Here is a 25,681-nt window from a genome sequence, read left to right on the forward strand (position 1 = left end):
CGACTGAGGGCCTGTTTCATCCCGGTCGACGTTCCCCCTCGGGCGGGCAGGATCAAAGTCGCCCGGAAGGGGCCGTCGGCGACTCCGACTGATCCTGGAACAGGCCGGTTTGAACGTTCCGGCCCCGTCGACCCCGGCTGTCTCGCGTCCGTCCGTCCCGGGCCTTGGATCCTTCTGAGACCCGCTTCCCGCGACGATCCGCCCGCCAGGCCAGCCAGGCCCCGCTCGGTTCGATCCCCATCGCCTGCTTGGGCCGGTACCAAGAGCCCTCCCCCGCGATGGGGACGGGTATGATTGTGCGCCGGGTTTGAAGTCCGAGGACTTGTGACGCTGCTTTTTCTGCAGGGCGTTGGAAGGGTTGGGGTTCTTGGCGGGACCGGCGGGGATACAGCGCGTTCGATCCCCCCTCACGCCCGTCATCCTCGGACTTGTTCCGAGGATAACGGGGCTTTGGGACGTTCGGCGTGAACCGGAAACGGCGTCACCCCTTTCCCTTCCAGGACCTGGGCGGGCTTACGGAATTAGCAGCGTCGCCCCCGTCGTGCGTCGCCCTTCCAGCGCTTCGTGCGCCAACCGGGCCTCGGCCAGCGGGAAGGTCTGTCCGACCTCGATCTTCACCGCCCCGGACTCCAGCACCGCGAACAGCGCCGCGGCGCTGTCGTCCAGTTCGGCGGTCGTGGCGATGTAGTCGAACAGGCGTGGCCGGGTCAGGAACAGCGACTTGGTTCCCAGCTCCAGCGGCGCGATCGGCGGGGCCGGGCCCGAGGCGTTGCCGAAGGTCACCAGCACGCCCCGTCGGCCCAGGCTCCTGAGGCTGGCCTCGAAGGTGTCCTTGCCGACCCCGTCATAGACCACGGTCACGCCCTGGCCGCCGGTGATCTCCGTCACCCGGGCCGCGACATCCTCCTCGCCATAGAGGATCACATGATCGGCGCCGTGCTCGCGGGCGAGGGCGGCCTTGGCCTGCGAGCCGACGGTGGCGATCACGGTCGCGCCCAGGACCTTGGCCCACTGCACCAGGATCGACCCGACGCCGCCGGCCGCCGCATGGATCAGCACGCTCGTGCCGGGTTCGACCTTGTGGCAGCGCCGGACCAGGAACTCGGCGGTCATCCCCTTGAGCAGGACGGCCGCGGCGGTCTCCAGGCTGACGCCGTCCGGGACCTTCACGGCGCGGTCGGCCGGGACCACGGCGGCTTCGGCATAGGCGCCCAGCGTGCCGTTATAGGCGACCCGATCGCCGGCCTTGAATCGGGTGACGCCTTCGCCCAGCGCCTCGACGACGCCCGCGGCCTCCAGGCCCAGCACCGCCGGCATCTTCATCGGATAGAGGCCGCTGCGGTGATAGGTGTCGATGAAGTTCAGGCCGACGGCGTGATGACGGACTAGGATCTGGCCGGGGCCCGGCGTGGGAACGGGCAGGTCGACGGCCTCGAGCACCTCGGGGCCGCCGGCGCGGGCGGCTTGTATGGCCAGCATGACGGTCAGCCCAGGTTGGACTTGAAGAAGGCCAGACTGCGGGCGTTGGCCTTACCGGCGTCGGCCGCGTCGTAGTGCGCGCCGCCCACCCGGGCGAAGGCGTGGTCGCGGCCGGGGTAGGTGTGGATCTCGATCTGCGGGTGATCCTTCAGCGCGTCGAGGATCACCTTCTGGGCCTCCTTGGGGACGAACTGGTCCTCCTCGGCGACATGCATCAGCAGTGGCCGGGCCAGCTTCTCGGCCTCGGCGACGTGCTTCTCGATCCCGACGCCGTAGTAGGAGACGCTGGCGTCGGCGTCGGTGCGGGCGGCCGTCAGGAAGGCCAGCAGGCCGCCCAGGCAATAGCCGACCGCGCCGACCTTGTCGTTGACGCCGGGCAGGGCGCGGACGGCGGCGATGGTCGCGGCGATGTCCGCGACGCCGGCGTCAACATCGAAGGCGTTGTAGAGTTCGAACGCCTTCTTCCATTCGGCCTCGCTCTGATCGGTGATGTCGATGCCCGGTTCGATCCGCCAAAAGAGGTCGGGACAGACGGCGATGAAGCCCTGGGCGGCCAGGCCGTCGCAGATGTCGCGCATCACCTTGTTGACGCCAAAGATCTCCTGGATGACGACGACGGCCGGCGCGGGCGTCGCCGCCGGGCGCGCCACATAGGCGGCGAAGGCGCCGTCGGGGGTGGTGATCGTGAGGGTCTCGGACATGGGGCTCTCCGTGTCGCTGGCGGGGATCTTTGGGGCGTCGATGGGACTTTCGACCGAAGCGCTCTAACGTGCGCCGATGCGGTCAGGGCATAACAATATCGTGCCTCCGCGGCAGGGAACCCCAGATCATGAAGATGACCATTGAGATTGACTGCACGCCGGTGGAGGCCCGCGCCTTCCTGGGCCTGCCGGATGTGAGCGCCCTGAACGACCACCTGGTCAAGGAGATGCAGGAGCGGATGACCTCCAACATGGCCATGCTGGCGCCCGAGGAGCTGATGAAGAACTGGATGGCGTTCGGGGCCGGGGCCCAGGACCAGTTCCGCAAGCTGATGACGGCCGCCGCCGGGGCGGCGGTCGGCGGCATGGGCGGCAAGTCCGAATGAACGACACGATCTACGCGCCGGCCACGGGCGCGGGCAGGGCGGCTGTCGCCGTGGTTCGGATTTCCGGACCGCGATCGGCCGACGCCGTGCGCGCCCTGACCGGCGATCTGCCCAAGCCGCGCCACGCGGCCCTGCGCCAACTGACCCGGAACGGGGTCGCCCTGGACGACGCCCTGGTGCTGTGGTTCCAGGGACCGGCCAGCTATACGGGCGAGGACGCCGCGGAGTTTCACGTGCATGGCGGCCGGGCGGTGGTCGAGGTGCTGCTCGAGGCGCTGGCGGCGGAAGGCTTGCGCCTGGCCGAGCCGGGCGAGTTCACGCGCCGCGCCTTCGAGAACGGCAAGCTGGACCTGACCCAGGCCGAGGGGGTGGCTGACCTGATCGACGCCGAGACCGAAGCCCAGCGCCGTCAGGCCCTCGGCCAGCTGGGCGGCGCGCTGAGCCAGCGCTATGACGCCTGGCGCGAATTGCTGGTTCAGGCTCTGGCCATGCTGGAGGCGGCGGTCGATTTCCCGGACGAGGAACTGCCGGAGGACGTCGCGGCGCGGGCGCGGCCTGGACTGGAGGCCCTGGAGGCCGAGATCGCCGCCGCCCTGGTCGACGCTTCGCGCGGACGGCGGGTGCGGGACGGCTTCCGGATCGCCCTGGTCGGCGCGCCCAACGCCGGCAAGAGCACGCTGCTCAACGCCCTGGCCGAGCGCGACGCTGCGATCGTGACGTCCACGCCGGGCACGACGCGGGACATCATCGAAGTGCCGATGACCCTCGGCGGCTACAAGGCCTTGCTCGCAGACACCGCCGGCCTGCGCGACACCGAGGACGCCATCGAGGCCGAAGGCGTGCGCCGCGCCCGGGCATGGGCGGCGGAAGCCGACTTGCGCCTCTGGGTGATCGACGCGGCGATGTTCCACGTGAAACAGAACAACGAGCTTTCCGCCCTCCGGTCCGGCGACTGGGCGGTGATCAACAAGATCGACCTCGTCGACGCCTACCGGTTGGAGGAGCTTCGGGAGATCCTGGTCGCTCAGGACCTCAAGATCATCGAGTTGGCGGCCCGCAAGCCGGGCGGCGCGGAGCAGGCGAGGACGGCCCTGACGTCGCACGTGGTCGACGCCCTGTCCGGCGCTGAATTCCCGGCGGCCACCCGGATTCGCCACGCCGAAAGCCTGACCGAGGCCCGGACCTACCTCCAGCGCGCGCTTTCGGATGTGGGGTTGGAGGTCGAACTGGCCGCCGAGGATGTCCGGCTGGCGGCCCGGGCCCTGTCGCGAATCACCGGACGCATCGATCCCGAGGACGTGCTGGACCGTGTGTTTTCAAGCTTCTGCATCGGGAAGTGATGTTTCACGTGAAACATCGGCTTGAATCATCCACAGGCTGATCACAGATGTCTCGGAGCTGTTTCACGTGAAACACCCGCGACCGACTCGCCGATCCGGGGAGTTCCACGTATAAGGTTGACCACGCCCCCGCCGCGACGGGGGCGTTCGCATTGAGGCGCGTCTTGTCCAACACCTGGGATGTCATTGTCATCGGCGGCGGTCACGCCGGCTGCGAGGCTGCCGCCGCGTCGGCCCGCGCCGGCGCGCGCACTCTGTTGCTGACCCACAAGCGCGAGACCGTCGGCGAGATGTCGTGCAACCCGGCGATCGGCGGTCTGGGCAAGGGCCATCTGGTCCGTGAGATCGACGCCCTGGACGGCCTGATGGGCCGGATCGGCGACAAGGCCGGCATCCAGTACCGCCTGCTCAACCGCTCCAAGGGCCCCGCCGTGCGCGGCCCGCGCTCGCAGATCGATCGCAGGCTCTATCGCGAAGCCATGCAGGCCGAGCTGTTCGCCTATCCGAACCTCGACGTGATCGCCGCCGCGGCCGAAGACCTGATCGTCGAGGACGGCGTCGTCGCCGGGGTGATCGACGGGGAGGGCGGCCACTACCGCGCTTCACGTGTGGTCCTGACCACCGGCACCTTTCTGAAGGGCGTCATCCACCAGGGCGAGACCCGCCTTCCGGCCGGCCGGGTCGGCGACGCGCCGTCGATCGGCCTGTCGGACCGGCTCTACGCCCTGGGATTCGACATGGGCCGCCTGAAGACCGGCACCCCCGCGCGTCTCGACGGCCGGACCATCGCCTGGGATCGCCTGGAGATGCAGGCCGCCGACGAGCAGCCCGAGCCGTTCTCGTTCCTGACGTCTCACGTGGACGTGCCGCAGATCCAATGCGGCATCACCTACACGACCGCCGAAACCCACAAGATCATCGCCGAGCGCCTGGGCGAGTCGGCGGTCTATGGCGGTCGCGCCACGGGGATCGGCCCGCGCTACTGCCCGTCGATCGAGGACAAGGTCGTTCGCTTCGCCGACAAGACCAGCCACCAGGTGTTCCTGGAGCCCGAGGGCCTGGACGACCACACCGTCTATCCGAACGGCGTCTCGACCTCGGTCTCGGCCGAGACCCAGCTTCTGTTCCTGCGCACCATGCCCGGTCTCGAGAATGTCGAGGTCATCCGGTACGGCTATGCGATCGAGTATGACTATGTCGACCCGCGCGAGCTCTACCCGACGCTGGAGACCAAGCGTCTGCCCGGGCTCTACCTGGCGGGCCAGATCAACGGCACGACGGGCTATGAGGAGGCCGGCGCCCAGGGCCTGATGGCTGGGCTCAACGCGGCGCTGGCGGCGCAGGGCAGGGCGCCCGCCGTCTTCGCCCGCGACGAGGCCTATATCGGCGTGATGATCGACGACCTGGTCACCCGGGGCGTCACCGAGCCCTATCGGATGTTCACCAGCCGGGCCGAGTTCCGCCTGATCCTGCGGGCCGACAACGCCGACCAGCGCCTGACCGACAAGGGCCTGGCGCTCGGCGTCGTGGGCGCCGTCCGCGCCGAGGCCTGGGCGGCCAAGAAGGCCGAACTGGCGGCCGTCCGCGCCTTCGCCCGTTCGGTCACCCTGACGCCGGCCGAGGCCAATCGCGCCGGCTTCAAGGTCAATCACGACGGCCAGCGCCGCGACGTCCTGGCCATGCTGGCCCTGCCGGAGGTCACCCTCGACGGCCTGACCGCGGTATGGCCGGAGATCTCCATGTGGAGCGCCATGGCCCGCGAGCAGATCGAGATCGAGGCGGCCTATGCCGGCTATCTCGACCGCCAGCGCAACGACGCCGAAGCCTTCCGCAAGGAAGAGGACCTGCGCCTGCCGGCCGACTTGGATTACGGCCTGGTCGGCAGCCTGTCGAACGAGGTGCGCGAGAAGCTGGCGCGGGTGAAGCCGCTGACCCTGGGCCAGGCGGCCCGGATCGAAGGCGTGACGCCCGGCGCCCTGACGGCGCTGCTGGCCCACGTCCGCCGCTCGAAGGCCGCCTGATGTCCGCGCTGAAGTCCGTGGGCGCCGCGCCCCTGGTCATCGAGGAGCTCGACCCGGTCGACGCCGCGGCCTTCCAGCGGCTAACCGGCTGCTCCGAGGCGCAACTGGCCGACCTGACGCGGTTCCAGGCCCTGTTGGCCGAGTGGAACGAAGTGATGAACTTGGTGGGTCCGGCGACGATCGCCACCTATTGGAACCGCCATGCCTGGGACAGCGCCCAGCTTCTCAAGCTCGCCCCCGAGGCCAAGGTCTGGGCCGACCTGGGCGCCGGCGCCGGCCTGCCTGGCGTGGTGCTGGCGATCCTGCTGAAGGACACGCCGGGGGCCAAGGTCCACCTGGTCGAGAGCATGGCCAAGCGCTGCCGTTTCCTGCGCGTGGCGGCCGACGACCTGGGCCTGCCGGTCGAGATCCACAACGCCCGCGCCGAGGACCTGGACCTGAAGGTCGACGTCGTGACCGCCCGCGCCTGCGCGCCGATGGTCAGACTGCTCGGCTATGCCCAGCCCTACCTGAAGCGCGGTGCGACCGCCTGGTTCCTGAAGGGACAAGATGTCGCGTCCGAGCTGGCGGAAGCCGCCACATATTGGAAATTCGAGTCCGACCTGCGGCCCTCCCTGAGCGACCCGCGAGGCCAGATCGTGCAAGTGAAGGGGCTGAAGAGTGTCCGTAAAGTCTGACCAACCGCTGCGCGTTCTCGCCATCGCCAACCAGAAGGGCGGGGTGGGTAAGACCACGACCGCGATCAATCTGGGCACCGCCTTGGCGGCCTGCGGCGAACGCGTGCTGCTGATCGACGCCGACCCGCAGGGCAACTGCTCGACCGGCCTGGGCATCACCCGCCTGCAGCGCCGCACCACCCTGTACGACGTCCTGATGGGCGAGGCGCCGATGGTCGACGCCGCGGTCAGGACCGAGCTGCCGGGCCTGGACGTGATCCCCGCCGACGCCGACCTGTCGGGCGTGGAGATCGAGCTGGGCCAGCAGGCGCGGCGTTCCTATCGCCTGCGCGACGCCCTGGAGCCCCTGCGCGCCAACGGGCCCTACACCTATGTGCTGATCGACTGCCCGCCGTCGCTGAACGTGCTGACCGTCAACGCCATGACCGCCGCCGACGCGGTGTTCGTGCCGCTGCAGTGCGAGTTCTTCGCCCTGGAAGGCCTGACCCAGCTGATGCGGACCATCGAACGGGTGCGCGGCAGCCTCAATCCCAAGCTGGAGATCCAGGGCGTGGTGCTGACCATGTACGATCGCCGCAACAGTCTGTCGGACCAGGTGGCGCGGGATGTCCGGGAGCACTTCGGCGACAAGGTGTATGACGCGGTCATACCCCGCAACGTCCGGGTGTCGGAAGCGCCCTCCTTCGGCAAGCCCGTGCTGCTTTACGACCTCAAATGCGCCGGCAGCCAGGCCTATCTGCGGCTGGCGCGCGAGGTGATCAGCCGCGAGCGCAGCCGTCAGGCTCAGGCGGCTTGAACGCCGTCTGAGGATAACCATCCAAGTCATTGTCGAAATTGAGTGTCGAGCGCGTGAAGGAGTCGGTCGTGGTGGGAGAGCCGGTGATGTCTGAAGGTCGTCGTGGGTTGGGTCGCGGCCTTTCCGCCTTGCTCGGCGAGGTCGATTCCGCGCCCGCCCAGGCTCCGGGCGACGCCAGCGGCGGCTCGCGGGAAGCGCCGATCGAACTGATCCGCCGCAATCCCGACCAGCCGCGCCGGAGCTTCCGCGAGGAAGACCTGGTAGAACTTTCGGACTCGATCCGCGAGAAGGGCGTCCTGCAGCCGATCCTGGTGCGCCCGGCGCCGGGCGCCGCGGGCGAATACCAGATCGTCGCCGGCGAGCGCCGTTGGCGAGCGGCCCAACGCGCCGGCCTGAAGACCCTGCCGATCATGGTGCGCGAACTGGACGACCTGGCCGTCCTGGAAATCGGCATCATCGAGAACGTCCAGCGCGCCGACCTGAACGCGATCGAAGAGGCGCTGAGCTACAAGGTGCTGATCGAGAAGTTCGGCCAGACCCAGGAGCTGATCGCCCAGACCGTGGGCAAGAGCCGCAGCCACGTGGCCAACACCCTGCGGCTGCTGGCGCTGCCGGACACGGTCCAGGGCTATGTGACCTCGGGCGAGATGACGGCCGGCCACGCCCGGGCGATCGCCACGGCGCCCGATCCCGCGGCCCTGGCGCGCGAGGTCATCGACAAGGGCCTGTCGGTCCGCGACACCGAGGCCCTGGCCCGTCGTACGCCCAACGCCGCCGGCGAGGTGCGGGCCAAGACGAACGGCGGCCGGCCGCCGAAGTCGAAGGACACCGACACCCAGTCTCTGGAAGCGGACCTGTCGTCGCTGCTCGGCCTGGATGTCGAGATCGACGATCGCGGCGGGGCCGGCGCCCTGACCATCCGCTATGCGACGCTCGAGCAATTGGACGACCTCTGCAATCGCCTGACGCGCGGGGCTTGAGGCGTCGGAACAGGGTCTTCTGTGGCGCGGGAAGCGGGACCTGGCCGTAGTCCTGCCCGCTTCGTTCTCGACAGCGCGCCGTCCGAAGCCGAAATATCCAACCAAGTCACTGATAATATAAGGGAATTTGTCTTCCTCGCTTCAAATTCGAACGACCCGAGCGAACCCGATTTCCACAGGAAATCTCGGAATTCGGCCTCGCTGTCTTTGACAAGGCGCGCGACTCGCTGGAGCGGGCTGTTTATCGGCTTGGTCGGTCTAGCTCTGGCCCAGCCATCGCCGCACCCGTTCCAGGATCGAAGGGTTCGGCGTTCTCGACGCGCCCGGTCGACCCTTCGTGGCCGGCGGCGAGCTCGTCGTCGGTCCAACTCGGACGCCCGGGATCGCGGTGGCGACGTCGATGATAGGGCCGAACGATCCACCGGCCTCGAAGACGCCCTTCACGCGAAAGGCTCGTTGATCCGCCAGGTCACGGCTGTCGCGCGGAAGAAAGGGCCCGCCCAGGTCCTCGAACAGATGAAAGTCGCCCTGCAGGGCGCCGCAGGCCGAGCAATGGTTGGCCCAGTAGGAACTCTGGGTCGTCTTGCTGAAGACGCGTCGATAGCGCGGTGCATGCATGATCGCCTGGGCCGCGATCGGAGAGGGCAGGACGTCGATGTAGAACGCGAAGCACCATCCTTCGCCGCCGCCCCATCGACCCTGGCCGTCGAGGTCGTCTTCCCAGACGCTGAAATCCTCGAAGCCCGGCGCCATCAGGAAGCCGGCGACGATCGTGATCTGTTCGCAACGCCAGCACCGCCGGGGCGCGGTGACCACATAGGCTTCCAGGGAGCGAAGGTTTAGCCCGGGAACGCCGGAGTCGGGCTCCGGAAACCAGCGCCGGAAGGGCTGGAGATCCAGTCCGTCCGGAACATACCAGCAGCGACGCGAAGGCTCCCAGCGCGCGCCGAGCGCCTCGGCCTGGTCCTTGTCCGCATAGGGCACCTTGAGGTCCATGCCGCCTCGCCTGGGTCACCGACGCTTAAGATAGACGATGACCGCGAATTCCAAAGCTTGACCGCGCGCTACAGCCCCAGCCGCCGCGCCTTGCCGGCGATCTGCAGGGCCAGGCGCTCGGAGATCAGCTGGTCCGGAGAGCCGGAGGTCTTGCAGGCCTTGTCGGCCGCCAGCACCTCGGCCTGGACCAGCAGCAGCTGATCCAGGGTCCAGGCCCGGGCCTGGCGCAGGAATTCGCGCTCGCTCTTCCAGAACACGCCCGAGGCCTTGGCCGCGGCCGCCAGGTCGACGCCGTTCTTGTGCAGGGTCAAGGTCCGGCGCAGGCGGCCCAGATGATAGCCCATGGCCCGCACGGCGGCCGGTCCGCCTTCGCCCTCGGCGGCGGCGCGGCGCAGCCCGGCCTGGGCGGGTCCGACACGGCCGCCAAACGCGTCGACGGCCGCGTCGCCCAGCGAGGCCTCGGGCTCGACGCCCAGGAAGTCGGTCAGGTCGGCCGGCGTCGCCACCACGCCGCTGCCGGGGCCGAGATAGAGGGCCAACCGCTCGATCTCGGCGCGGGCCACGCCGCGCTCCTTGGGCAGGCGTGAGACGAACAGGTCCAGGGCCTCGCCGTTCAGGCTGACCTTGTCCTTGGCCAGGGTCTCGCGGGCCAGGCGGGCCAGGTCGCCGGCCTCGTCCTCGTAGCAGGGGATCACGGCCGCGCCGGCGGCCTTCTCGGCGACCTTGCGCAGGGTCGAGTCGCGGCCCAGGGCGCCGGCCTCGATCAGGAAGAAGGCGTCCGGGTTCAGCTGGCCCTCGACGTGACGGGTGAGGGCTTCGGCGGCCTGCTTGTCGGGTCCGCCCTTCTCGCCGGTCAGGCGCAGGCGCACCAGGCGCCGGCCGCCCATCATCGACAGGGCCGAGAGTTCGTCCTCGAGCTTGCCGGCCTGGCTGTCCAGGTCGCTTTCGGTCAGCTGGGCGGTGTCGAACGGATCGTCCGGGCGCTCGAACAGCCGCTTGGCCAGTTGATCGGCGCGGTCGCGCACCACGCCGCGGTCGCGGCCATAGATGACCACGGCGCGGACATCGGCGGCCGGATCCCGCAGGAAGCGTTCGACGTCCGGTCGCTTCGACAGGATCATGCCGATGGACCCTAAGCCTTGGCCTTGCCCGCCAGCCAGGCGGCCAGATCCAGCTGGATTCGGCGGGCCAGTTCGTTGGCGGCGCGTTCCTGGCTGTCCTGCTGGGCGGCGATCGAGGCGTAGGGCTGGTCGGCCGAGTCGTAGGTCACCGCCGCGCTTGTCGTGCCCGCCCGCACTTCCTGTCCGGTCTTGGCGTCCAGAAGCCGCCATTTGGCCGTCAGGTTCAGTTCGTAGCGGTTGGCGACGTTGTCGACACGGACGCCGCGCGCATAGCGGCGTTCCTCGATCGTGTAGACCAGTCGATGGGACGGCAGCAGGTTGACGTCGCGGGCGAAGGCGTCGTCGAGCTTCTCGCGCAGCAGATAGCCGGCGCGGCCGTCGGCCGCGACCACCTCGATGGTGCTGAGGCCCTTGGTGACCGACTGCGAGCCGTACAGGGGCGTGAAGCCGCAGGCCGACAGGGCGAGGGCGGCCACGGCCAGGACGGCGGCGGGAAGGGTCTTGGAGAGCGGAAAGCGCTTCATGGATCAGCCGGCCACGATGTTGACGATACGGTCTTTCACCACGATCACCTTGCGAACGGTCAGGCCCTCAAGGTGGGCCATGACGGCGGCGTCCGCCAGAGCGATTTTCTCGACCTCGGCTTCGGCCGTGCCGGCCTTGACCTTGATCTCGCCGCGGCGCTTGCCGTTGATCTGGATCGGCAGCACGCGCTCGTCGTCGGCGGCCAGGGCGGGATCCGCCTTGGGCCAGGGCGCGTCGACCACCATGCCGTCCTTGCCCAGTTGGGCCCAGGCTTCCTCGGCCAGGTGGGGCGTGAAGGGCGAGATCAGGCGGGCTAGGATCTCCAGCGCCTCGGCGCGGGCCGCCAGGACGCCCTGGGAGGCGTTCTCAGCCGGCGCGGCCTTCAGCATGTTCAGGAACTCGTACAGCCGCGCCACGCCGCTGTTGAAACGGAAGCCCTCGATCGAGTCGGTCACGAAGCCGATCAGCCGGTGGGCGCCCTTGCGCAGGGCCACCGCCGCCGCGTCGGCGTCGTCATGGGCGAAGTCGCCGGCCGGCTGGCTCTCGAACTCGTTCCAGACGCGGTGGGTGAAGCGCCAGGAGCCCTCGACGCCGCTGTTGGTCCACTGCACGTCGCGTTCCGGCGGGCTGTCGCTCATCACGAACAGGCGGGCGGCGTCGACGCCATAGGCCTCGAAGATGTCCTCGGGGGCGACGACGTTCTTCTTGGACTTCGACATCTTCTCGATGTCGCCGATGACGATCGGCTCGCCGGTCTTGGCGTGGGTGGCCGAGCGATTGTTGTTCTCGACGGCGACGACCACGTCCGAGGGCTCGACCCACTCGCCGGCGGCGTTCTTGTAGGCCTCGTGGGTGACCATGCCCTGGGTGAACAGGCCGGCGAACGGCTCCTCCACCGAGACCAGGCCCTCGTCCTTCAGGGCGCGGGTGATGAAGCGGGCGTACAGCAGGTGCAGCACCGCGTGCTCGACGCCGCCGATATACTGGTCGACCGCCATCCAGTGGTCGGCGGCGGCCTTGCTGATCGGCTCGGCGGCGGTCGGGTCGGTGAAGCGGGCGAAGTACCAGCTGCTGTCGACGAAGGTGTCCAGCGTGTCGGTCTCGCGCTCGGCCTTGCCGCCGCAGCTGGGGCAGGTGGTGTGCCGCCAGGTCGGATGACGCAGCAGCGGGTTGCCCGGCTTGTCGAAGGCGACGTCGTCGGGCAGCACCACGGGCAACTGGTCTTCGGGCACGCCGACGGGGCCGCAGGCCGCGCAGTGGATGACCGGGATCGGACAGCCCCAGTAGCGCTGGCGCGAGACGCCCCAGTCGCGCAGGCGATAGACGGTGGCGCCCTGGCCCTGGTCCATGGCCTCGATGCGGCTGACCGCCTCGGTCTTGGCCGCCTCGATATCCAGCCCGTCCAGGAACTGGGAATTGAAGATCGCGCCGGGGCCGACATAGGCTTCCTTGCCGACCTGGTAGGTCGCGGCGTCCTCGCCCGGCGGCAAGACCACCGGCTTGACCGGCAGGCCGTACTTGCGGGCGAAGTCCAGGTCGCGCTGGTCGTGGGCCGGGCAGGCGAAGATCGCGCCCGTGCCGTAGTCCATCAGGATGAAGTTGGCGATCCACACCGGCAGGGTCTGGGTCGGATCCAGCGGATGGACGACGCGCAGGCCAGTGTCGCGGCCCAGCTTCTCGGCGCCCTCGATATCGGCCTCCGAGGTGCCGCCCTTGCGGCATTCGGCGACGAAGGCGGCCACGGCCGGGTCGGCCGCCGCCAGCTGCTCGGCCAGCGGGTGCTCGGGGGCGATCCCGACGAAGCTGGCGCCGAACAGGGTGTCGGGGCGGGTGGTGTAGACCTCCAGGCCGCTCTCATGGCCGGCGGGCGCCGATCCATCGAACTTGAACGTGAACCGCAGGCCCTTGGACCGGCCGATCCAGTTCTCCTGCATGATCCGGACCTTCTCGGGCCAGCGATCCAGGGTCTTCAGGCCGTCGATCAAGGCGTCGGCATAGTCGGTGATGCGCAGGAACCACTGGGTCAGCTTGCGCTTCTCGACGGTCGCGCCCGAGCGCCAGCCCTTGCCGTCGATCACCTGCTCGTTGGCCAGGACGGTCATGTCGACCGGATCCCAGTTGACCGAGGCCTCCTTGCGATAGACCAGGCCGCGCTTCAGCAGGCGCAGGAACCAGGCCTGTTGCTTGCCGTAGTATTCCGGGTCGCAGGTGGCGAACTCGCGCGACCAGTCGACCGACAGGCCCAGGGCCTTCAGCTGCTCGCGCATGGCGGCGATGTTGTCGTAGGTCCAGCCCTTGGGGTGGACGCCGCGCTCCATGGCGGCGTTCTCGGCCGGCATGCCGAAGGCGTCCCAGCCCATCGGGTGCAGCACGTTGAAGCCCTGGGCGCGCTTGTAGCGGGCCACGACGTCGCCCATGGCGTAGTTGCGCACGTGGCCCATGTGAATGCGCCCCGACGGATAGGGGAACATCTCGAGCACATAGTACTTCGGGCGCGCGTCAGGGGTGATCGGCGTCAGGAAGGTGTTGGCGTTCGCCCAGGCGGCGCGCCATTTCGGCTCGGTGTCTTTGGGATTGTAGCGGGCCATGAAACCAGACTGTTGGGGGCGTCGGCGCACGCCTGGGGCGCGCTCCGCGGAAGTCTTAAGCGGTTTCGGCCTTGGCGCGGTTCTAAAAATGCGGACGGGAGCCCTTTATGTCACGCGGACAAAAGGGCTCCCGCGAAGAACCAGGGAAGCCCTAGTTCTTGATGTTCGAAAGTCGAAGCTGGCGGGCGCGGGTCAGGATGGCGTTCTCGATGTCGGTCGCCGTCTGCTCGGTGGCCGCCGTGTCGGTCCAGCCGCCGCCGGCGTCCTTGACCTGCTTGAAGATCGTGACGTTCAGGCCGTCGGCGCGCAGGCGGGTGTCCAGGATGTAGACGGTCGCCTTAAAGCGCTCGTCCGGCTTTTCCGGATTGGTGTACCAGTCGGTGACGATCACGCCGCCGTAGGGGTCGGCCGAGGCCAGGGGCATGAAGGCCAGGGTGTCGAGGCTGGCGCGCCACAGGAAGCCGTTGACGCCGATCGCGCCGGCCTGGGGCGCGGACTTGCCGCCGCCGCGGCCCTTGAACGGGTTGAAACCCGGTTCGTTGTCCTGGGTGGTGAACTGGCCGCCGCCCTTGTTGCCGCCGCAGGCCGACACACCAGTCAGAACAGTCAGCGCCAGAACGCCAGCGGCGACGCCGCGCAACACCGACCCACGCTCAAACGCCATAGTACCTCGCTCCAATGTCTCGCCGACGCGTTCGCGCATCTCTGGCGCGCATCTCTGGCGCGCCCCCGCAGCCGGAAGCCGGTCTATAGCATGGTCGCGCTGCGTCAAAACAGGAATCGCGTGGCAGGACCGCCACAGGCGCCGCTTGAATCGACTCCTGCGACGTCTTGCGTAATCCAACCGTGGTTGACCCCGTAGTACCAGGGCCTTTAATCGATATTCAGGGAGCCCGCTCCTATATAGGGTTTGACTCTATCAAGGCGCGGGTTGGGGATTGGGTTCGAGTAACATGTTCGCCGCACGGTATTTCATGGCAGGGGCCGCCACGCTGATCCTTCTGGGATCGGCTTCGGGAGTCCATGCCCAGAGCAAGCCGCGCCCGACCACGCCCGACTTCGCCGTCAAGAACGACTTCAGCAATCCGGCCCCGATCGCGCCGTTCAACCCGCAGCAGGGCCCGAAGAAGTCCCTGAAGTGGGACGACAAGAAGGGCAAGTGGGGCCTCAAGCTCGATCTCGACCAGCCCGTGGGCCGCGAGATGGAGGCGCGGGACGTCCAGGCCGGCGCCTATTACAGCGTCACCCCGTCGATCCGTGTCGGCGGCGCCGTGGCCCTGGGCGACCAGAACCCGGCCCTGGCCGCCCGCAAGAACGAGATCCAGGAGCCCGCGCCCCGGGTGAAGCTGGAAACCGCGTTCAAGTTCTAGTCGGCTAGACGCCCGATCAGGCGCTGAGCGCCTCCACCGCCGCGATCCCAACAATGCCTGTGTCCAGCAGTCGCGCGACCGTGTCCGCGCGTACGCCGCCCAGCGCATAGACCGGGGCCCGGGCCGCCTCCACGATCCGTTTCAGGCCCTCTACGCCCAGCGGCGCGCCCGCCGAGGGGCTGCGGCTGGGAAAGACCGGCGACACGACCAGGGCGGCCGCGCCCGCCGCCGCGCCAGTCCGGGCGGCGGCTTCGTCGTGAGCGGCGACGGTGATCAGCCAGTCGGGATGGGCGGCGCGCAGGTCGGGCAAGGTCGAAACCAGGCGTTCGGGCAGGTGAAGGCCGTCGGCCTCGACCGCCAGCGCCAGGGCCGCGTCCGCCCCGACCAGCAGCGCCAGGCCGCGCCGCCGGGTGATCTCGCGCAGCCGCCGGCCCCGCACCGCCGCATCCGGCGCGCCGAACGCCCGGAACACCACGGCCGCGCCCGGCGGCAGGCGTTCGGCGACCCGTTCGGGGTCGGGCGTCCGCAGGGGATCGGTGAAGAACAGCAGGTTCGGCAGCGGCTTTCCGCGCACCAGCCATGGGCGAAGGCGCGCCGCCGTTCTAGACAGGGCTTCCATCTCGTCGCTCGCGTGCTCGAAACCCATGTCTGACGCCTACGCCTCGATCCTGTCCCGCATCCGCGCCGCCGCCCTGGCCGCCGGCCGCGCCGCCGACGCGGTCACCCTGGTGGCGGTGTCCAAGCTGCAGCCGTGGGACCATATCGCGCCCATTCTCGACGCGGGCCAGCGGGTGTTCGGGGAAAATCGCGTCCAGGAGGCCATGGGCCGCTGGAGCGAGCATCGGGCGGAGATCGAACTGCGCCTGATCGGCCCCCTGCAGAGCAACAAGGCCCGCGACGCGGTGGCCTTTTTCGACGTGATCGAAAGCCTGGATCGCGAGAAGCTGGCCCGGGTGCTGGCCGACGAGATCCAGGCCCAGGGCAAGGCGCCGCGCCTGTTCGTCCAGGTCAACACCGGCCAGGAGCCGCAGAAGGCCGGGATCGCGCCGGGCGAGGCCGACGGCTTCATCGCCCTGTGCCGGGGCCTGGACCTGCCCGTCGAAGGCCTGATGTGCATTCCCCCGGCCGACCTGGACCCCGCCCCGCATTTCCGTCTGCTGGGCCAGATCGCGGCCCGCAACGGGCTGTCCAAGCTGTCGATGGGCATGAGCGACGACTTCGAGACCGCCATCGCCTGCGGAGCCACCTCGGTGCGGGTGGGGTCCGCGCTGTTCGGGGCGCGCGGCTAACCCGCCGCGATCTCGACCACGTCCCCGGGCCGGGCCGCCGCCAGCAGGGCCTCGACGTCCTCCCGGGCCAGGGCCACGCAGCCCTCGGTGCCCAGATAGCCGTCGCGCGCCAGATGCAGGAAGATCGCCGAGCCCAGGCCGGCGACCGGCGGATCGTCGTTGTGGCCCAGCACCACCACCAGGTCGTAGACGTGATCGTCGCGCCACAGCCGCTCGGCGCTGGCCGGGTAGGGCAGCTTGACGGGCCGGTTATAGGCCGGGTCGCCCGGCGCGTCGCACCAACCGTCGTCCGGCGCGATCGGCCGGGTCTCCAGGGCGGTGGCCGGGCCGTCCGGATAGACGTCGGGCCGGTAGAGCACGTAGCGGATCGGCCACGTCCCTGCCGGGCTGCGGTTGTCGCCCTCGCGCTTGTCGCTCGCGGCGATCACGCCGTCCTTGCCCAGGGCGGCGCGCGCCGACGTTCCGTCCCCGTGGCCATCCCCCTGGCCATCCCAGTCGATCCGGCCGTCCCAGGGGGTTGAACCGTCGGGGCGGGCGCGAAAGATCGTCAAGACGCGGTCTCCAAAGGGCGTGCGCGGCGTCAGGAACGAGAACCGCCCTTGGCGCCGGGGGGCGCAGCGGTGCATGTTCGCAGCCATGGCGCAACGCAAAACCCTTCTCCTGGTCGACGACGACGATGATCTGCGCGGAGCTCTGGCCGAGCAGCTCGCCCTCCACGAGGAGTTCGCGGTCGCCGAGGCTCCCACGGCCGGCGAGGGCGTGCGGATGGCCAGGGACCTCAAGCCCGACCTGGTCCTGCTGGACGTCGACCTGCCCGACATGGACGGCCGCGAGGCCTGCCGGCTGATGCGCAAGAACGGCGTCACCGCCCCGGTGATCATGCTGACGGCCGCGGCCAGCGACAGCGACACCATCCTGGGCCTGGAATCGGGCGCCAACGACTATGTGACCAAGCCTTTCCGCTTCGGCGTGCTGCTGGCCCGGATCCGCGCCCAGCTGCGCAGCTACGAGGCCTCGGAGGACGCCCTGTTCCGGATCGGTCCCTACGAGTTCCGGCCGTCGGCCAAGCTGCTGATCGACGAGAAGCAGAAGAAGGTCCGGCTGACCGAGAAGGAAACCAACATCCTCAAATACCTCTACCGCGCCGGCTCCAAGCCGGTGTCGCGCGAGGAGCTGCTGACCGAGGTCTGGGGCTACAACGCCGGGGTCACCACCCACACGCTGGAGACCCACGTCTACCGCCTGCGCCAGAAGATCGAGCCGGACCCGGCCGTGGCGCGGATTTTGATCACCGAGATGGGCGGGTACCGGCTGCAGCCTTAGACTTCCCTAGGGATTGTCATCCCGGACAAGGCCCGCAGGGCCGCCGATCTGGGACCGCCGAAAGCTCTGAGTTCAGGCGTCGGTCCCGGATCTTCGCGCTGCGCGCTCGTCCGGGATGACGGACGTTGGATATGAAAAAAGCCCCGGCCGCTTCGAGCGACCGGGGCTTGTGTTTTCTAACGCTCGGCCCGTGATCAGGCGTTGCCGACCACCACGCCTTCGGCCTGGGCCTTGCGCGCGGCGTAGACGCCGGCGAAGTCGATCGGGTCGATCAGGAAGGGCGGGAAGCCGCCTTCGGCGGTGACGTCCGAGATCAGGCGGCGGGCGAAGGGGAACAGGAAGCGCGGGCACTCGATCAGCAGCACCGGCTCCAGCTGGTCTTCCGGCACGCCGGCGATGTGGAACAGGCCGCCGTACATCACCTCGACGTGGAACACCGGCTGTTCGTCGCGGGTGGCGCGGGCCGACAGCTTCAGGTCCACCTCGAACAGGCCGTCGGGGCGGCCCCGGGCGTTCATCTCGACGCCCATGTCGATGGCCGGCGGCGCGCCGCCGGAGCGCAGGGAATCCGGGGCGTGCGGGCTCTCGAACGAGAAGTCGCGCACGAACTGGGCGATGATGCGGATGCCGGTTTCGCCGGGCGCGCCGTCTTCGGAAGCGGCGGGCGGAGCGGCGGTGGTGTCGGTCATGTGCGATAAATCCGTATTCGGCGTCGAAATTGGCCGCTAGGAGAGAGCCGGGCTGCTAACACGGGGGCGGCTGGCGCGCAACGCCAGGCGCCTGACGCGCGAGCCCGTTATCGCCTATATAGGTTCCGACAAGGCGCCTTGGCCGAATGAGCGGAAAATATCGTGTTTGAATGGATTATCCTGGCGGCCCTGGCCGCGGTCATCCTCTATCAGCTCTACGCCACCCTTGGGCGCCGGGTTGGACGCCAGCCCGAGGACGCGCCCGCCGTGGTCCCGGCCAGCGCGCCGCAGCGTGACCTGAAGGCCGTCGAGGCGCCGCCTGAAGCCCTGTCGGGCATCGCCGCCCTGCGCGCCCGCCAGGGGGATTTCGACATCGGCCACTTCCTCAGCGGCGCGCGCCAGGCCTACGAGATGATCGTCAAGGCCTTCGCCGCCGGCGACCGCGAGACCCTGCGGCCGTTGCTGTCCGCGGACGTCATGGCCAATTTCGAGACCGCCATCGCGGCCCGCGAGGCCGCCGGGCGCACCGAGAAGGCCGAATTCCTGGTCACCCCGCGCACCGACCTGGACTCCGTGACGGTCGAGGGCGACGTCGCCAAGGCGGTGGTCCGCATCCTGGCCGAGATCCGCACCCGGTCGACCAGCCCCGAGGGCGAGGCGGTCGACGACCGCCGCACCGCCGACCTGTGGACCCTCCAGCGCGACCTGAAGAGCAAGAACCCGAACTGGACCCTGGTCCGCGTCGACGTCGCGGAGGCGTGATGCGCCGGTCTTGCGCGCGAGGGGGCCTCGTCGCCGCCTTCGCCCTGCTGGCGCTGGCGGCCTGCACGACCGCGCCGGTCAGGCCGGCGGGTCCGGTCGCGCCGCCGGTCACGCCCACGGGCCCTTCGACCGCGGTGTCGTTCAACGACCTGGCCGGCTGGCCGCAAGAGGACCACCTGGGCGCCCTGGACGCGTTCCGTCAGGGCTGCGGCGCGGCCAAGGACGCGGCCCTGGCCGAGGTCTGCCGCAAGGCCCGGGCCGAGCGGGCCTCGAACGACGATGACGCCCGCCGCTTCCTCGAAGCCAATTTCCGTCCCGAACTTCTCCCCGGCCAGGGCCTGCTGACCGCCTATTTCGCCCCGGAATACGAGGCGCGGATGTCGCGTTCGGCCGAGTTCAGCGCCCCGATGCGCGGCAAGCCGGCCGACCTCGTCACCCTGGACCTGGCGCAGTTCGATGCGGGCCTGGCGGGCAAGAAGGTCGCCGGCGAGATCGAGGGCGGCCAGGTGCTGCCCTATCCGGACCGCGCCGCCATCGAGGCGACGCCGGAGACCCGCCCCCTGGCCTGGATGCGCCCGGAGGACCTGTTCTTCCTGCAGATCCAGGGTTCGGGCGTGCTGGTCCTGCCCGACGGCCGGCGGGTGCGCGCGGCGTTCGCGGCCCATAACGGCCGGCCGTTCGTCGGCATCGCCACGCCGATGCGCGATCGCGGCCTGCTGCCCGACAACAACACCTCCGGCGACGCCATCCGCGCCTGGCTGGCCGACCATCGCGGACCCGAGGCCGACGCCATCATGCGGCTGAACCCCCGCTACGTGTTCTTCCAGACCCTGCCCGACGACGGGCGGCAGGCGGTGGGCGCGGCGGGGATTCCGCTGCCCCCCGGCCGCGCGATCGCCGTCGATCCCGGCCGGCATGCGATGGGCGAGCTGTTCTGGCTGGACGCCAGCGCGCCGAAGCTGGCGGGGGCCTTCCCGACCTATCGCCGGCTGGCCGTGGCCCTGGACGTCGGCGGGGCGATCAAGGGCGAGGTGCGGGCCGATCTCTACACCGGCACGGGCCCGGCGGCCGGGGCCGAGGCGGGGCGCGTGCGCCACGATCTGCGGCTCTACCGCCTGGTTCCCCGAGGCTGAAGGTCGTGAAACGCCCTCCGCGCCAGGATGAGCTGCGCCTGTGGGGCATGGTCACGGCCACCGTGAGGGCCAAGCCGACCCGGAAGGCGGCGGGCTGGACGCCCAAGGCCCAGAAGTCGCTGGTCCAGCCGACGACGCTGCAGCCGATGGCGCCGCTGCTGGTCGATCCCAAGACGATCAAACCGGCGGTGACCCAGCGCGCGCCGGGGCCGCTGGAGGGCATCGAGCCCAATCGCCGGCGAAAGATCGCCCGCGAGCATGCGCCGCTGGACGCGCGCCTCGACCTGCACGGCCTGGATCAGGACCGCGCCCGGCCGGTGCTGGAGGCCTTCCTGCGCCGCGCCTGGGAGGAGGGCCACCGCGCGGCCCTGGTGGTCACCGGCAAGGGCAAGCTGGGGGTCGGCGTCCTGCGGGCTCGCACGCCGGAATGGCTGGCCGACCCGGCCCTGCGCGACATCGTGGCGGGGGTGTCGCCGGCCGACAAGCGGCACGGCGGCGACGGGGCGCTGTACGTGGCCCTGAAGCGCAGGCCGCCGAAGGTCTGAGCGCCCTGTCCCCGCCAAAATCCGAGCGCCAAGCTTCACGGCTTATCGGAGAGGCGGAATGGACATCGAGATCGGGGCCGAGGCCAAGGACAAGAGCTTCAACCGGCGGGTGGCGATCACCGTGGTCGCCCTGTCGATCTTCATGGGCCTGTGCGGCGTCAAGGACGGCAACATCGTCCAGGCCATGCAGCAGGCCCAGTCGGACGGCGTCGACGCCTGGAACGAGTACCAGGCCACCAAGACCAAGCTGCACATCGACGAAACGGCCGTGACCCAGGCGCGGCTGCTGGCGTTGTCGGGCGGCGAGGCGACCCGCGCCGCCGTGAACGCGGAAACCACCCGGTTGCAGGCCGAGATCGGCAAGTACAGGGCCGAGATTCCGGCGCTGAAGACCAGGGCCGAGGGTTTCGCCGGCCAGTACGACGCGCTGAACCTCCATGACGACCAGTTCGACGCCTCCGACGCGCTGATCTCCATCGCGGTGTCGATCGCGGCGGTCGCGGCCCTGGTCGAGATCCCGGCGGCGCTGTGGGCGTCCTGGGCGTTCGGCGCGCTGGGCGTGGTGATGGGCCTGGCGGGCTTCCTGGGCTGGAGCCTGCACTCGGCGTTCCTGAGCAAGTTGCTGGGTTAGGCCAGGGCGTGTCGGTCAACACTTGCCCCCACCTGGCGGCTTCGCCGCCCGTCCGCCCCCATAGGGGGCGGAGCCTTCGCGTTTAGGCTCTTCCCCCTGTGGGGGAAGACGATCGCGAAGCGATCCGTAGAGGGCAAGTTTCAGGGCGGCCGGGTATCAGCCGGAAGTCCGCGACGCCTTCTCGGCGATCCCGGAAGTCCCCTCGCGCGCCGCCAGCTTTGCGGCCACCGCGTCCAGCGAGACGCCCGAGGCGGCCATCAGGGCCAGCCAGTGGTACAGCAGGTCGGCGCTCTCGGCCGCCAGGGCGTCAGGCCCTTGCGACACGGCGGCGATCACCGTCTCGACGGCTTCCTCGCCCAGCTTTTTGGCGGCCAGGGCGGGGTCGTTCAGCAGCCTGGCGGTGTGGGACGTGGCCGGATCGCCGCCCTTGCGGGCCTCGATCGTCGCGGCCAGGCGCTCCAGGACCTCGAACAGCTTGCGGGTCTGGGTTTCCATCAGGCCGCGCCCTTCAGGTCGTCCAGGCGCACGGGGATGCCCGCTTCGGCCATGGCCCGCTTGGCCTCGCCGATGCTGATCTCGCCGAAGTGGAAGATCGAGGCGGCCAGCACGGCGGCGGCGCGGCCGTCGCGGGCGGCCTCCACCAGGTGGTCGGTCTTGCCCGCTCCGCCCGAGGCGATCACCGGCACGGTCACCGCGCCGGTCACGGCCCGCAGCAGCGGGATGTCGTAGCCGATCTTGGCCCCGTCGCGGTCCATCGAGGTCAGCAGGATCTCGCCCGCCCCGCGTTCCACGACCTTGGCGGCCCAGTCGACCACGTCGATCCCGGTGTCCTTGCGGCCGCCATAGGTCCAGACGTTCCAGCCCGAGCCGTCCTCGCGGGCCTTGGCGTCGATGGCCACCACCACGCACTGGGCGCCGAACGCGTCGGCGCCGGCGGCCACCAGGTCGGGGTTCTCGACGGCGGCGGTGTTGACCGAGACCTTGTCGGCGCCGGCCAGCAGCAGGCGGCGCATGTCCGACACCTGGCGCACGCCGCCGCCGACCGAGACCGGCATGAAGCAGACCTCGGCGGTGCGGGAGATCACGTCCAGGATCAGGCCGCGGCCCTCGCTGGAGGCGGTGATGTCCAGGAACATCAGCTCGTCGGCGCCCGCCGCGTCATAGGCGCGGGCCTGCTCGACGGGATCGCCGGCGTCGCGCAGGGCCACGAAATTGACCCCCTTGACCACCCGGCCGTCCTTGACGTCCAGGCAAGGAATGATCCGGGTCTTCAGCATCAGGCGGCCGCTATGGTCAGGGCTTCGGCCGGCTTGATCGTGCCGGCGTAGAGCGAGCGGCCCAGGATGGCGCCGGCGATCTCGACGCCCTTGCGGGCCTTCAGCCGCTCGATGTCGGCCACCGAGGCGACGCCGCCGGAGGCGATGACCGGGATCGACACCGCGTCGGCCAGCTCGCCCACGCCCTCGACATTGACGCCGGTCAGGGCGCCGTCGCGGCTGATGTCGGTGACGATCAGGGCGGCCACGCCGGCGTCCTCGAAGCGCTTGCCCAGGGTGATGGCGTCCAGGTCCGACAGGCCGGTCCAGCCGTCGACCGCCACCTTGCCGTCGCGCACGTCGACGGCCACGGCGATCTGTTCGGGCCACAGGCGGGCGGCCTTGCGGACCAGTTCGGGATCATGAACGGCCACGGTGCCCAGGATCACGCGAGAAACGCCGGCCTCGATCCAGGCCTCGACGCCCTCCAGGGTGCGGATGCCGCCGCCCAGCTGCACCGGGATCGAGATCGACTCCAGGATCGACTGCACGGCGGCGGTGTTGACCGACTTGCCCTCGATGGCGCCGTTGAGATCGACCACATGCAGCCACGAGAAGCCGTCGCGCACGAAGCGCTCGGCCTGGTCGGCCGGGCTGGTGTTGAAGACCGTGGCCTTTTCCATGTCGCCGTGCAGCAGGCGCACGCACTGGCCGTCCTTCAGGTCGATGGCGGGATAGAGGATCATGGGCGCCATTCCAGGAAGTTGGCGAGCAGGGCGAGCCCCGCGGCTTGGGATTTTTCGGGGTGGAACTGTACGCCCGCTACGTTGCCCTTGGCCACAGCGGCCGTGAACGGCCCGCCGTGGTCGGTCGTGGCCAGCACGTCGGCCGGATCGGCGGGCGTCAGGGCGAAGGAGTTGGCGTAGTACATGTGGGCGCCGGTCTCGACGCCCTTGAACAGGGCGTGGTCGCGCGCGAAGGCGATCGCGTTCCAGCCCATGTGCGGAATGGTCAGGGCCGGATCACGGGGCTCCAGCCGCTTCACCTGGCCGGGAATCCAGTCCAGGCCCGGAGTGACGCCGAACTCCAGGCCCTCGGTGGCCAGCAGCTGGTGGCCGACGCAGATGCCCAGGAACGGCGCGCCCCTGCCGTGCACGGCCTCGTTCATGGCCTCGTAGACGCCCGAGGCGTCCAGGCCCGCGCGGCACGAGGCGAAGGCCCCGACGCCGGGCAGCACCACCCGGTCGGCGGCGGCCACGAGGGCGGGGTCGGCGGTGACAACGATGTCAGCGTCGATCGCGTGGCGGCGGGCCGCCTCGCGCAGGGCTTTCTCGGCCGAGCGCAGGTTGCCCGACCCGTAATCGATCAGGGCGACGGTCTGCATGAAATCAGCTTTCCTACAGCACGCCCTTGGTGGAGGGGGCATGGCCGCCGGTCTTGGGATCGATCTCGACCGCCTGGCGCAGCGCCCGGGCCAGGGCCTTGAACCCGCTTTCGGCGACATGGTGGGTGTTGTCGCCGTAGAGGGTCTCCAGATGGACGCACGCCCCGCAGTTCATGGCGAACGCGTGGTGGAACTCCTTGAACAGCTCGGTATCCATCTCGCCGACCTTGGGCCGCTTGAAGTCGACCTTCCAGATCAGGTAGGGCCGGTTGGAGAGGTCGATGGCGCAACGCGTCAGGGTCTCGTCCATCGGGATATAGGCGTGGCCGAAGCGCCGAATGCCCTTGAAGCCGTCCAGCGCGTTGTGGATCGCCTGGCCCAGCACGATGCCGGTGTCCTCGACCGTGTGGTGCATGTCGATGTGCAGGTCGCCCTTGGTCTCGACCTTCAGGTCGAAGCCGCCGTGGCGCGCGAAGCTCTCCAGCATATGGTCGTAGAAACCGATGCCGGTGGAGATCGTCGAGGCGCCGGTCCCGTCGAGATCGATCCAGACCCGGATCTGGGTCTCCTTCGTCTCGCGGACCACTTCAGCGGTGCGGGCCATGTGCGTCCTTCAGAGTCCGTTCTTCGCGGCCAGCTCCCGCAGGGAAACCTGCGGACGCGGACCATAGTGGTCGATCACCTCGGCGGCGGCCAGGGAGCCCAGCTGGCCGCAGACCGGCAGCGGGCGGCCCTGGGACAGGCCGTAGAGGAAACCAGCGGCGTATTGGTCGCCTGCGCCCGTCGTGTCCACGACTTTTTCCACGGGATAGGCCGAGATTTCGTGAAGCTGCCCGTTCGAGGCCACGACCGAACCCTTTTCGCTGCGGGTGACGGCGGCGATCTCGACCCGACTGGCCAGGGCCTTCACAGCGGCGTCGAAGTCGGTGGTCTCGAACAGCGAGCAAACTTCGCTCTCATTGGCGAAGACGACGTCGCACTGGGTCTCGATGAAGCCCAGCAGAGCGCCGCGGTGGCGGTCGACCATGAAGCCGTCGCTCAGGGTCATGGAGATCTTGCGACCCGCGCCGTGGCTCAGGGCGGCGGCCTTGGCGAAGGCGCGGCGGGCTTCGGGCGGGTCGAACAGATAGCCTTCCAGATAGGAATAGTGGGCGGCCTCGATGATCGCCGGATCGACGTCGGCCGGGTTCAGCTCGACGCAGGCGCCCAGATAGGTCGACATGGTGCGCTGGGCGTCGGCGGTGACGTTGATCAGGCTCTGGGCCGTGGCCGGACCTTCCGCCAGCGGCGGGGTGGTGAAATCGCAGCCGATGGCTCTCATGTCGTGACGGAACACGTTGCCCAACTGGTCGTCGGCGACCTTGCCGATGAAGGCGACCTTGCCGCCGAAGCTGGCGACGCCGGCGGCGGTGTTGGCGGCCGAACCGCCCGAGGCCTCGATGCCCGCGGCCATCACCTCGTAGAGGCTGGCGGCGCGCGTCGGGTCGATCAGGGCCATCGAGCCCTTCACCAGGCCCTCCCGCTCCAGGAAGGCGTCGTCGCACTGGGCGATGACGTCGACAATGGCGTTGCCGATGGCGGCGACGTCGTAGAGAGCGGTCATGAAAGGTCTTTTCCGAAGAGTGCGACGCGCGCGAAGTACCGGATCGAAGGCCGCAAGGCAACGCGAGCCTTGCCCCGGCGAGCGCG

29 protein-coding genes are annotated in these 25,681 nt (G+C 69.5%); 13 read left to right on the forward strand and 16 right to left on the reverse strand.

What is annotated here, in order from left to right; all coding sequences use genetic code 11:
• Positions 1 to 513: 513 nt before the first annotated feature.
• Positions 514 to 1,479, reverse strand: coding sequence for a quinone oxidoreductase family protein (locus BM066_RS20475; protein ID WP_089930110.1), 966 nt, complete (start codon positions 1,477 to 1,479; stop codon positions 514 to 516).
• Between the two features lie 5 nt (positions 1,480 to 1,484).
• Positions 1,485 to 2,180, reverse strand: coding sequence for a dienelactone hydrolase family protein (locus BM066_RS20480; RefSeq protein ID WP_089930111.1), 696 nt, complete (start codon positions 2,178 to 2,180; stop codon positions 1,485 to 1,487).
• A gap of 128 nt (positions 2,181 to 2,308) precedes the next feature.
• Here BM066_RS20480 and BM066_RS20485 point away from each other — a divergent pair, with 128 nt between their 5' ends.
• From BM066_RS20485 to BM066_RS20510, 6 genes are all read left to right on the forward strand, one after another.
• Positions 2,309 to 2,566, forward strand: a complete 258-nt coding sequence (locus BM066_RS20485; RefSeq protein ID WP_056436862.1) for a DUF6489 family protein — start codon at positions 2,309 to 2,311, stop codon at positions 2,564 to 2,566.
• Positions 2,563 to 3,906, forward strand: a complete 1,344-nt coding sequence (gene mnmE / locus BM066_RS20490; protein WP_089930112.1) for a tRNA uridine-5-carboxymethylaminomethyl(34) synthesis GTPase MnmE — start codon at positions 2,563 to 2,565, stop codon at positions 3,904 to 3,906. Before BM066_RS20485 ends, mnmE begins: the two co-directional genes overlap by 4 nt.
• Before the next feature lie 164 nt (positions 3,907 to 4,070).
• Positions 4,071 to 5,927, forward strand: a complete 1,857-nt coding sequence (gene mnmG / locus BM066_RS20495) for a tRNA uridine-5-carboxymethylaminomethyl(34) synthesis enzyme MnmG (protein WP_089930113.1) — start codon at positions 4,071 to 4,073, stop codon at positions 5,925 to 5,927.
• On the forward strand, positions 5,927 to 6,604 hold the full coding sequence (gene rsmG / locus BM066_RS20500; protein WP_089930153.1) for a 16S rRNA (guanine(527)-N(7))-methyltransferase RsmG: 678 nt from the start codon (positions 5,927 to 5,929) through the stop codon (positions 6,602 to 6,604). The genes mnmG and rsmG overlap by 1 nt, the downstream gene beginning before the upstream one ends.
• On the forward strand, positions 6,588 to 7,400 hold the full coding sequence (locus BM066_RS20505; RefSeq protein ID WP_089930114.1) for a ParA family protein: 813 nt from the start codon (positions 6,588 to 6,590) through the stop codon (positions 7,398 to 7,400). Before rsmG ends, BM066_RS20505 begins: the two co-directional genes overlap by 17 nt.
• Before the next feature lie 86 nt (positions 7,401 to 7,486).
• Complete coding sequence (locus BM066_RS20510) at positions 7,487 to 8,380, forward strand: ParB/RepB/Spo0J family partition protein (RefSeq protein ID WP_089930154.1); 894 nt, start codon at positions 7,487 to 7,489, stop codon at positions 8,378 to 8,380.
• 258 nt (positions 8,381 to 8,638) lie between these two features.
• On the opposite strand, the gene BM066_RS20515 is transcribed toward BM066_RS20510, so the two are convergent.
• The 5 genes from BM066_RS20515 to BM066_RS20535 all read right to left on the reverse strand — a co-directional run bounded on the left by BM066_RS20515 (position 8,639) and on the right by BM066_RS20535 (position 14,289).
• Positions 8,639 to 9,376 (reverse strand): DUF5710 domain-containing protein, encoded by a 738-nt coding sequence (locus BM066_RS20515; RefSeq protein WP_089930115.1) that lies wholly within the window; start codon positions 9,374 to 9,376, stop codon positions 8,639 to 8,641.
• A 68-nt stretch (positions 9,377 to 9,444) separates the two neighbouring features.
• Positions 9,445 to 10,497 (reverse strand): DNA polymerase III subunit delta, encoded by a 1,053-nt coding sequence (holA, locus tag BM066_RS20520; RefSeq protein WP_089930116.1) that lies wholly within the window; start codon positions 10,495 to 10,497, stop codon positions 9,445 to 9,447.
• An 11-nt stretch (positions 10,498 to 10,508) separates the two neighbouring features.
• Positions 10,509 to 11,021 carry an LPS assembly lipoprotein LptE gene (gene lptE / locus BM066_RS20525; protein ID WP_089930117.1) on the reverse strand — a complete coding sequence of 171 codons (513 nt, stop codon included), beginning with the start codon at positions 11,019 to 11,021 and terminating at the stop codon, positions 10,509 to 10,511.
• A 3-nt stretch (positions 11,022 to 11,024) separates the two neighbouring features.
• On the reverse strand, positions 11,025 to 13,610 hold the full coding sequence (leuS, locus tag BM066_RS20530) for a leucine--tRNA ligase (protein WP_089930118.1): 2,586 nt from the start codon (positions 13,608 to 13,610) through the stop codon (positions 11,025 to 11,027).
• A gap of 151 nt (positions 13,611 to 13,761) precedes the next feature.
• Entirely contained in the window at positions 13,762 to 14,289 is a 528-nt protein-coding gene (locus BM066_RS20535; RefSeq protein WP_089930119.1) for a DUF3576 domain-containing protein, read from the reverse strand.
• Between the two features lie 274 nt (positions 14,290 to 14,563).
• Between BM066_RS20535 and BM066_RS20540 the strand changes: the two genes are divergently transcribed.
• The gene (locus tag BM066_RS20540) at positions 14,564 to 14,980 is read left to right on the forward strand and encodes an NtrZ family periplasmic regulatory protein (protein ID WP_089930120.1); all 417 of its coding nucleotides are present in this window, start codon (positions 14,564 to 14,566) and stop codon (positions 14,978 to 14,980) included.
• A 16-nt stretch (positions 14,981 to 14,996) separates the two neighbouring features.
• On the opposite strand, the gene BM066_RS20545 is transcribed toward BM066_RS20540, so the two are convergent.
• On the reverse strand, positions 14,997 to 15,626 hold the full coding sequence (locus BM066_RS20545; protein WP_089930121.1) for a thiamine phosphate synthase: 630 nt from the start codon (positions 15,624 to 15,626) through the stop codon (positions 14,997 to 14,999).
• Between BM066_RS20545 and BM066_RS20550 the strand changes: the two genes are divergently transcribed.
• Positions 15,625 to 16,269, forward strand: a complete 645-nt coding sequence (locus BM066_RS20550; RefSeq protein ID WP_089930122.1) for a YggS family pyridoxal phosphate-dependent enzyme — start codon at positions 15,625 to 15,627, stop codon at positions 16,267 to 16,269. The genes BM066_RS20545 and BM066_RS20550 overlap by 2 nt on opposite strands.
• Here BM066_RS20550 and BM066_RS20555 read toward each other — a convergent pair.
• Positions 16,266 to 16,820: a L,D-transpeptidase family protein gene (locus BM066_RS20555; protein WP_255367671.1), complete on the reverse strand. Its 555-nt coding sequence runs from the start codon at positions 16,818 to 16,820 to the stop codon at positions 16,266 to 16,268. The two genes, BM066_RS20550 and BM066_RS20555, sit on opposite strands and share 4 nt — an antisense overlap.
• Positions 16,821 to 16,905: 85 nt before the next feature.
• Between BM066_RS20555 and BM066_RS20560 the strand changes: the two genes are divergently transcribed.
• Positions 16,906 to 17,592 (forward strand): response regulator transcription factor, encoded by a 687-nt coding sequence (locus BM066_RS20560; RefSeq protein ID WP_165916658.1) that lies wholly within the window; start codon positions 16,906 to 16,908, stop codon positions 17,590 to 17,592.
• 194 nt (positions 17,593 to 17,786) lie between these two features.
• On the opposite strand, the gene secB is transcribed toward BM066_RS20560, so the two are convergent.
• Positions 17,787 to 18,281 carry a protein-export chaperone SecB gene (secB, locus tag BM066_RS20565; protein WP_089930124.1) on the reverse strand — a complete coding sequence of 165 codons (495 nt, stop codon included), beginning with the start codon at positions 18,279 to 18,281 and terminating at the stop codon, positions 17,787 to 17,789.
• A 162-nt stretch (positions 18,282 to 18,443) separates the two neighbouring features.
• On the opposite strand from secB, the gene timA reads away from it, so the two are divergent.
• Genes timA through BM066_RS20585 form a run of 4 tightly spaced genes read left to right on the forward strand, consistent with a single transcriptional unit; the run spans position 18,444 to position 21,352 of the window.
• Positions 18,444 to 19,043 carry a TIM44-related membrane protein TimA gene (timA, locus tag BM066_RS20570; protein WP_089930125.1) on the forward strand — a complete coding sequence of 200 codons (600 nt, stop codon included), beginning with the start codon at positions 18,444 to 18,446 and terminating at the stop codon, positions 19,041 to 19,043.
• On the forward strand, positions 19,043 to 20,176 hold the full coding sequence (locus BM066_RS20575) for a murein transglycosylase A (protein WP_089930126.1): 1,134 nt from the start codon (positions 19,043 to 19,045) through the stop codon (positions 20,174 to 20,176). Before timA ends, BM066_RS20575 begins: the two co-directional genes overlap by 1 nt.
• Positions 20,177 to 20,181: 5 nt before the next feature.
• Positions 20,182 to 20,721, forward strand: coding sequence for a Smr/MutS family protein (locus BM066_RS20580; protein ID WP_089930127.1), 540 nt, complete (start codon positions 20,182 to 20,184; stop codon positions 20,719 to 20,721).
• A 58-nt stretch (positions 20,722 to 20,779) separates the two neighbouring features.
• Positions 20,780 to 21,352 carry a DUF4337 domain-containing protein gene (locus BM066_RS20585; protein WP_089930128.1) on the forward strand — a complete coding sequence of 191 codons (573 nt, stop codon included), beginning with the start codon at positions 20,780 to 20,782 and terminating at the stop codon, positions 21,350 to 21,352.
• Between the two features lie 156 nt (positions 21,353 to 21,508).
• Here BM066_RS20585 and BM066_RS20590 read toward each other — a convergent pair whose 3' ends face one another.
• From BM066_RS20590 to BM066_RS20615, 6 genes are read right to left on the reverse strand one after another with little or no spacing between them, the layout of a single operon-like run.
• Positions 21,509 to 21,847 (reverse strand): phosphoribosyl-ATP diphosphatase, encoded by a 339-nt coding sequence (locus BM066_RS20590; protein WP_089930129.1) that lies wholly within the window; start codon positions 21,845 to 21,847, stop codon positions 21,509 to 21,511.
• The gene (gene hisF / locus BM066_RS20595) at positions 21,847 to 22,629 is read right to left on the reverse strand and encodes an imidazole glycerol phosphate synthase subunit HisF (protein WP_089930130.1); all 783 of its coding nucleotides are present in this window, start codon (positions 22,627 to 22,629) and stop codon (positions 21,847 to 21,849) included. The genes BM066_RS20590 and hisF overlap by 1 nt, the downstream gene beginning before the upstream one ends.
• A complete protein-coding gene (gene hisA / locus BM066_RS20600) occupies positions 22,629 to 23,363 on the reverse strand; it encodes a 1-(5-phosphoribosyl)-5-[(5-phosphoribosylamino)methylideneamino]imidazole-4-carboxamide isomerase (RefSeq protein WP_177218517.1) in 735 nt (244 codons plus the stop codon). The genes hisF and hisA overlap by 1 nt, the downstream gene beginning before the upstream one ends.
• Entirely contained in the window at positions 23,351 to 23,992 is a 642-nt protein-coding gene (gene hisH / locus BM066_RS20605; RefSeq protein ID WP_089930132.1) for an imidazole glycerol phosphate synthase subunit HisH, read from the reverse strand. Before hisH ends, hisA begins: the two co-directional genes overlap by 13 nt.
• Positions 23,993 to 24,005: 13 nt before the next feature.
• On the reverse strand, positions 24,006 to 24,596 hold the full coding sequence (gene hisB, locus BM066_RS20610; RefSeq protein ID WP_089930133.1) for an imidazoleglycerol-phosphate dehydratase HisB: 591 nt from the start codon (positions 24,594 to 24,596) through the stop codon (positions 24,006 to 24,008).
• A gap of 9 nt (positions 24,597 to 24,605) precedes the next feature.
• A complete protein-coding gene (locus BM066_RS20615) occupies positions 24,606 to 25,595 on the reverse strand; it encodes an adenosine kinase (protein ID WP_089930134.1) in 990 nt (329 codons plus the stop codon).
• Between the last annotated feature and the right edge of the window lie 86 nt (positions 25,596 to 25,681).

The organism is Caulobacter sp. UNC279MFTsu5.1 (assembly GCF_900114015.1).
GTDB lineage: Bacteria > Pseudomonadota > Alphaproteobacteria > Caulobacterales > Caulobacteraceae > Caulobacter.

Excerpts from the sequence above, each read along its gene's own strand:
- hisF (WP_089930130.1), bottom strand. The coding sequence starts at position 22,629 with ATGCTGAAGACCCGGATCATTCCTTGCCTGGACGTCAAGGACGGCCGG.
- holA (WP_089930116.1), bottom strand. The coding sequence starts at position 10,497 with ATGATCCTGTCGAAGCGACCGGACGTCGAACGCTTCCTGCGGGATCCG.
- BM066_RS20545 (WP_089930121.1), bottom strand. The coding sequence starts at position 15,626 with ATGGGTTTCGAGCACGCGAGCGACGAGATGGAAGCCCTGTCTAGAACG.
- BM066_RS20515 (WP_089930115.1), bottom strand. The coding sequence starts at position 9,376 with ATGGACCTCAAGGTGCCCTATGCGGACAAGGACCAGGCCGAGGCGCTC.
- BM066_RS20540 (WP_089930120.1), top strand. The coding sequence starts at position 14,564 with ATGTTCGCCGCACGGTATTTCATGGCAGGGGCCGCCACGCTGATCCTT.
- hisB (WP_089930133.1), bottom strand. The coding sequence starts at position 24,596 with ATGGCCCGCACCGCTGAAGTGGTCCGCGAGACGAAGGAGACCCAGATC.
- BM066_RS20550 (WP_089930122.1), top strand. The coding sequence starts at position 15,625 with ATGTCTGACGCCTACGCCTCGATCCTGTCCCGCATCCGCGCCGCCGCC.
- BM066_RS20485 (WP_056436862.1), top strand. The coding sequence starts at position 2,309 with ATGAAGATGACCATTGAGATTGACTGCACGCCGGTGGAGGCCCGCGCC.
- lptE (WP_089930117.1), bottom strand. The coding sequence starts at position 11,021 with ATGAAGCGCTTTCCGCTCTCCAAGACCCTTCCCGCCGCCGTCCTGGCC.
- mnmE (WP_089930112.1), top strand. The coding sequence starts at position 2,563 with ATGAACGACACGATCTACGCGCCGGCCACGGGCGCGGGCAGGGCGGCT.
- BM066_RS20575 (WP_089930126.1), top strand. The coding sequence starts at position 19,043 with ATGCGCCGGTCTTGCGCGCGAGGGGGCCTCGTCGCCGCCTTCGCCCTG.
- BM066_RS20475 (WP_089930110.1), bottom strand. The coding sequence starts at position 1,479 with ATGCTGGCCATACAAGCCGCCCGCGCCGGCGGCCCCGAGGTGCTCGAG.
- BM066_RS20615 (WP_089930134.1), bottom strand. The coding sequence starts at position 25,595 with ATGACCGCTCTCTACGACGTCGCCGCCATCGGCAACGCCATTGTCGAC.
- rsmG (WP_089930153.1), top strand. The coding sequence starts at position 5,927 with ATGTCCGCGCTGAAGTCCGTGGGCGCCGCGCCCCTGGTCATCGAGGAG.
- BM066_RS20560 (WP_165916658.1), top strand. The coding sequence starts at position 16,906 with ATGGCGCAACGCAAAACCCTTCTCCTGGTCGACGACGACGATGATCTG.
- leuS (WP_089930118.1), bottom strand. The coding sequence starts at position 13,610 with ATGGCCCGCTACAATCCCAAAGACACCGAGCCGAAATGGCGCGCCGCC.
- hisH (WP_089930132.1), bottom strand. The coding sequence starts at position 23,992 with ATGCAGACCGTCGCCCTGATCGATTACGGGTCGGGCAACCTGCGCTCG.
- hisA (WP_177218517.1), bottom strand. The coding sequence starts at position 23,363 with ATGGCGCCCATGATCCTCTATCCCGCCATCGACCTGAAGGACGGCCAG.
- BM066_RS20510 (WP_089930154.1), top strand. The coding sequence starts at position 7,487 with ATGTCTGAAGGTCGTCGTGGGTTGGGTCGCGGCCTTTCCGCCTTGCTC.
- BM066_RS20585 (WP_089930128.1), top strand. The coding sequence starts at position 20,780 with ATGGACATCGAGATCGGGGCCGAGGCCAAGGACAAGAGCTTCAACCGG.
- BM066_RS20480 (WP_089930111.1), bottom strand. The coding sequence starts at position 2,180 with ATGTCCGAGACCCTCACGATCACCACCCCCGACGGCGCCTTCGCCGCC.
- secB (WP_089930124.1), bottom strand. The coding sequence starts at position 18,281 with ATGACCGACACCACCGCCGCTCCGCCCGCCGCTTCCGAAGACGGCGCG.
- BM066_RS20590 (WP_089930129.1), bottom strand. The coding sequence starts at position 21,847 with ATGGAAACCCAGACCCGCAAGCTGTTCGAGGTCCTGGAGCGCCTGGCC.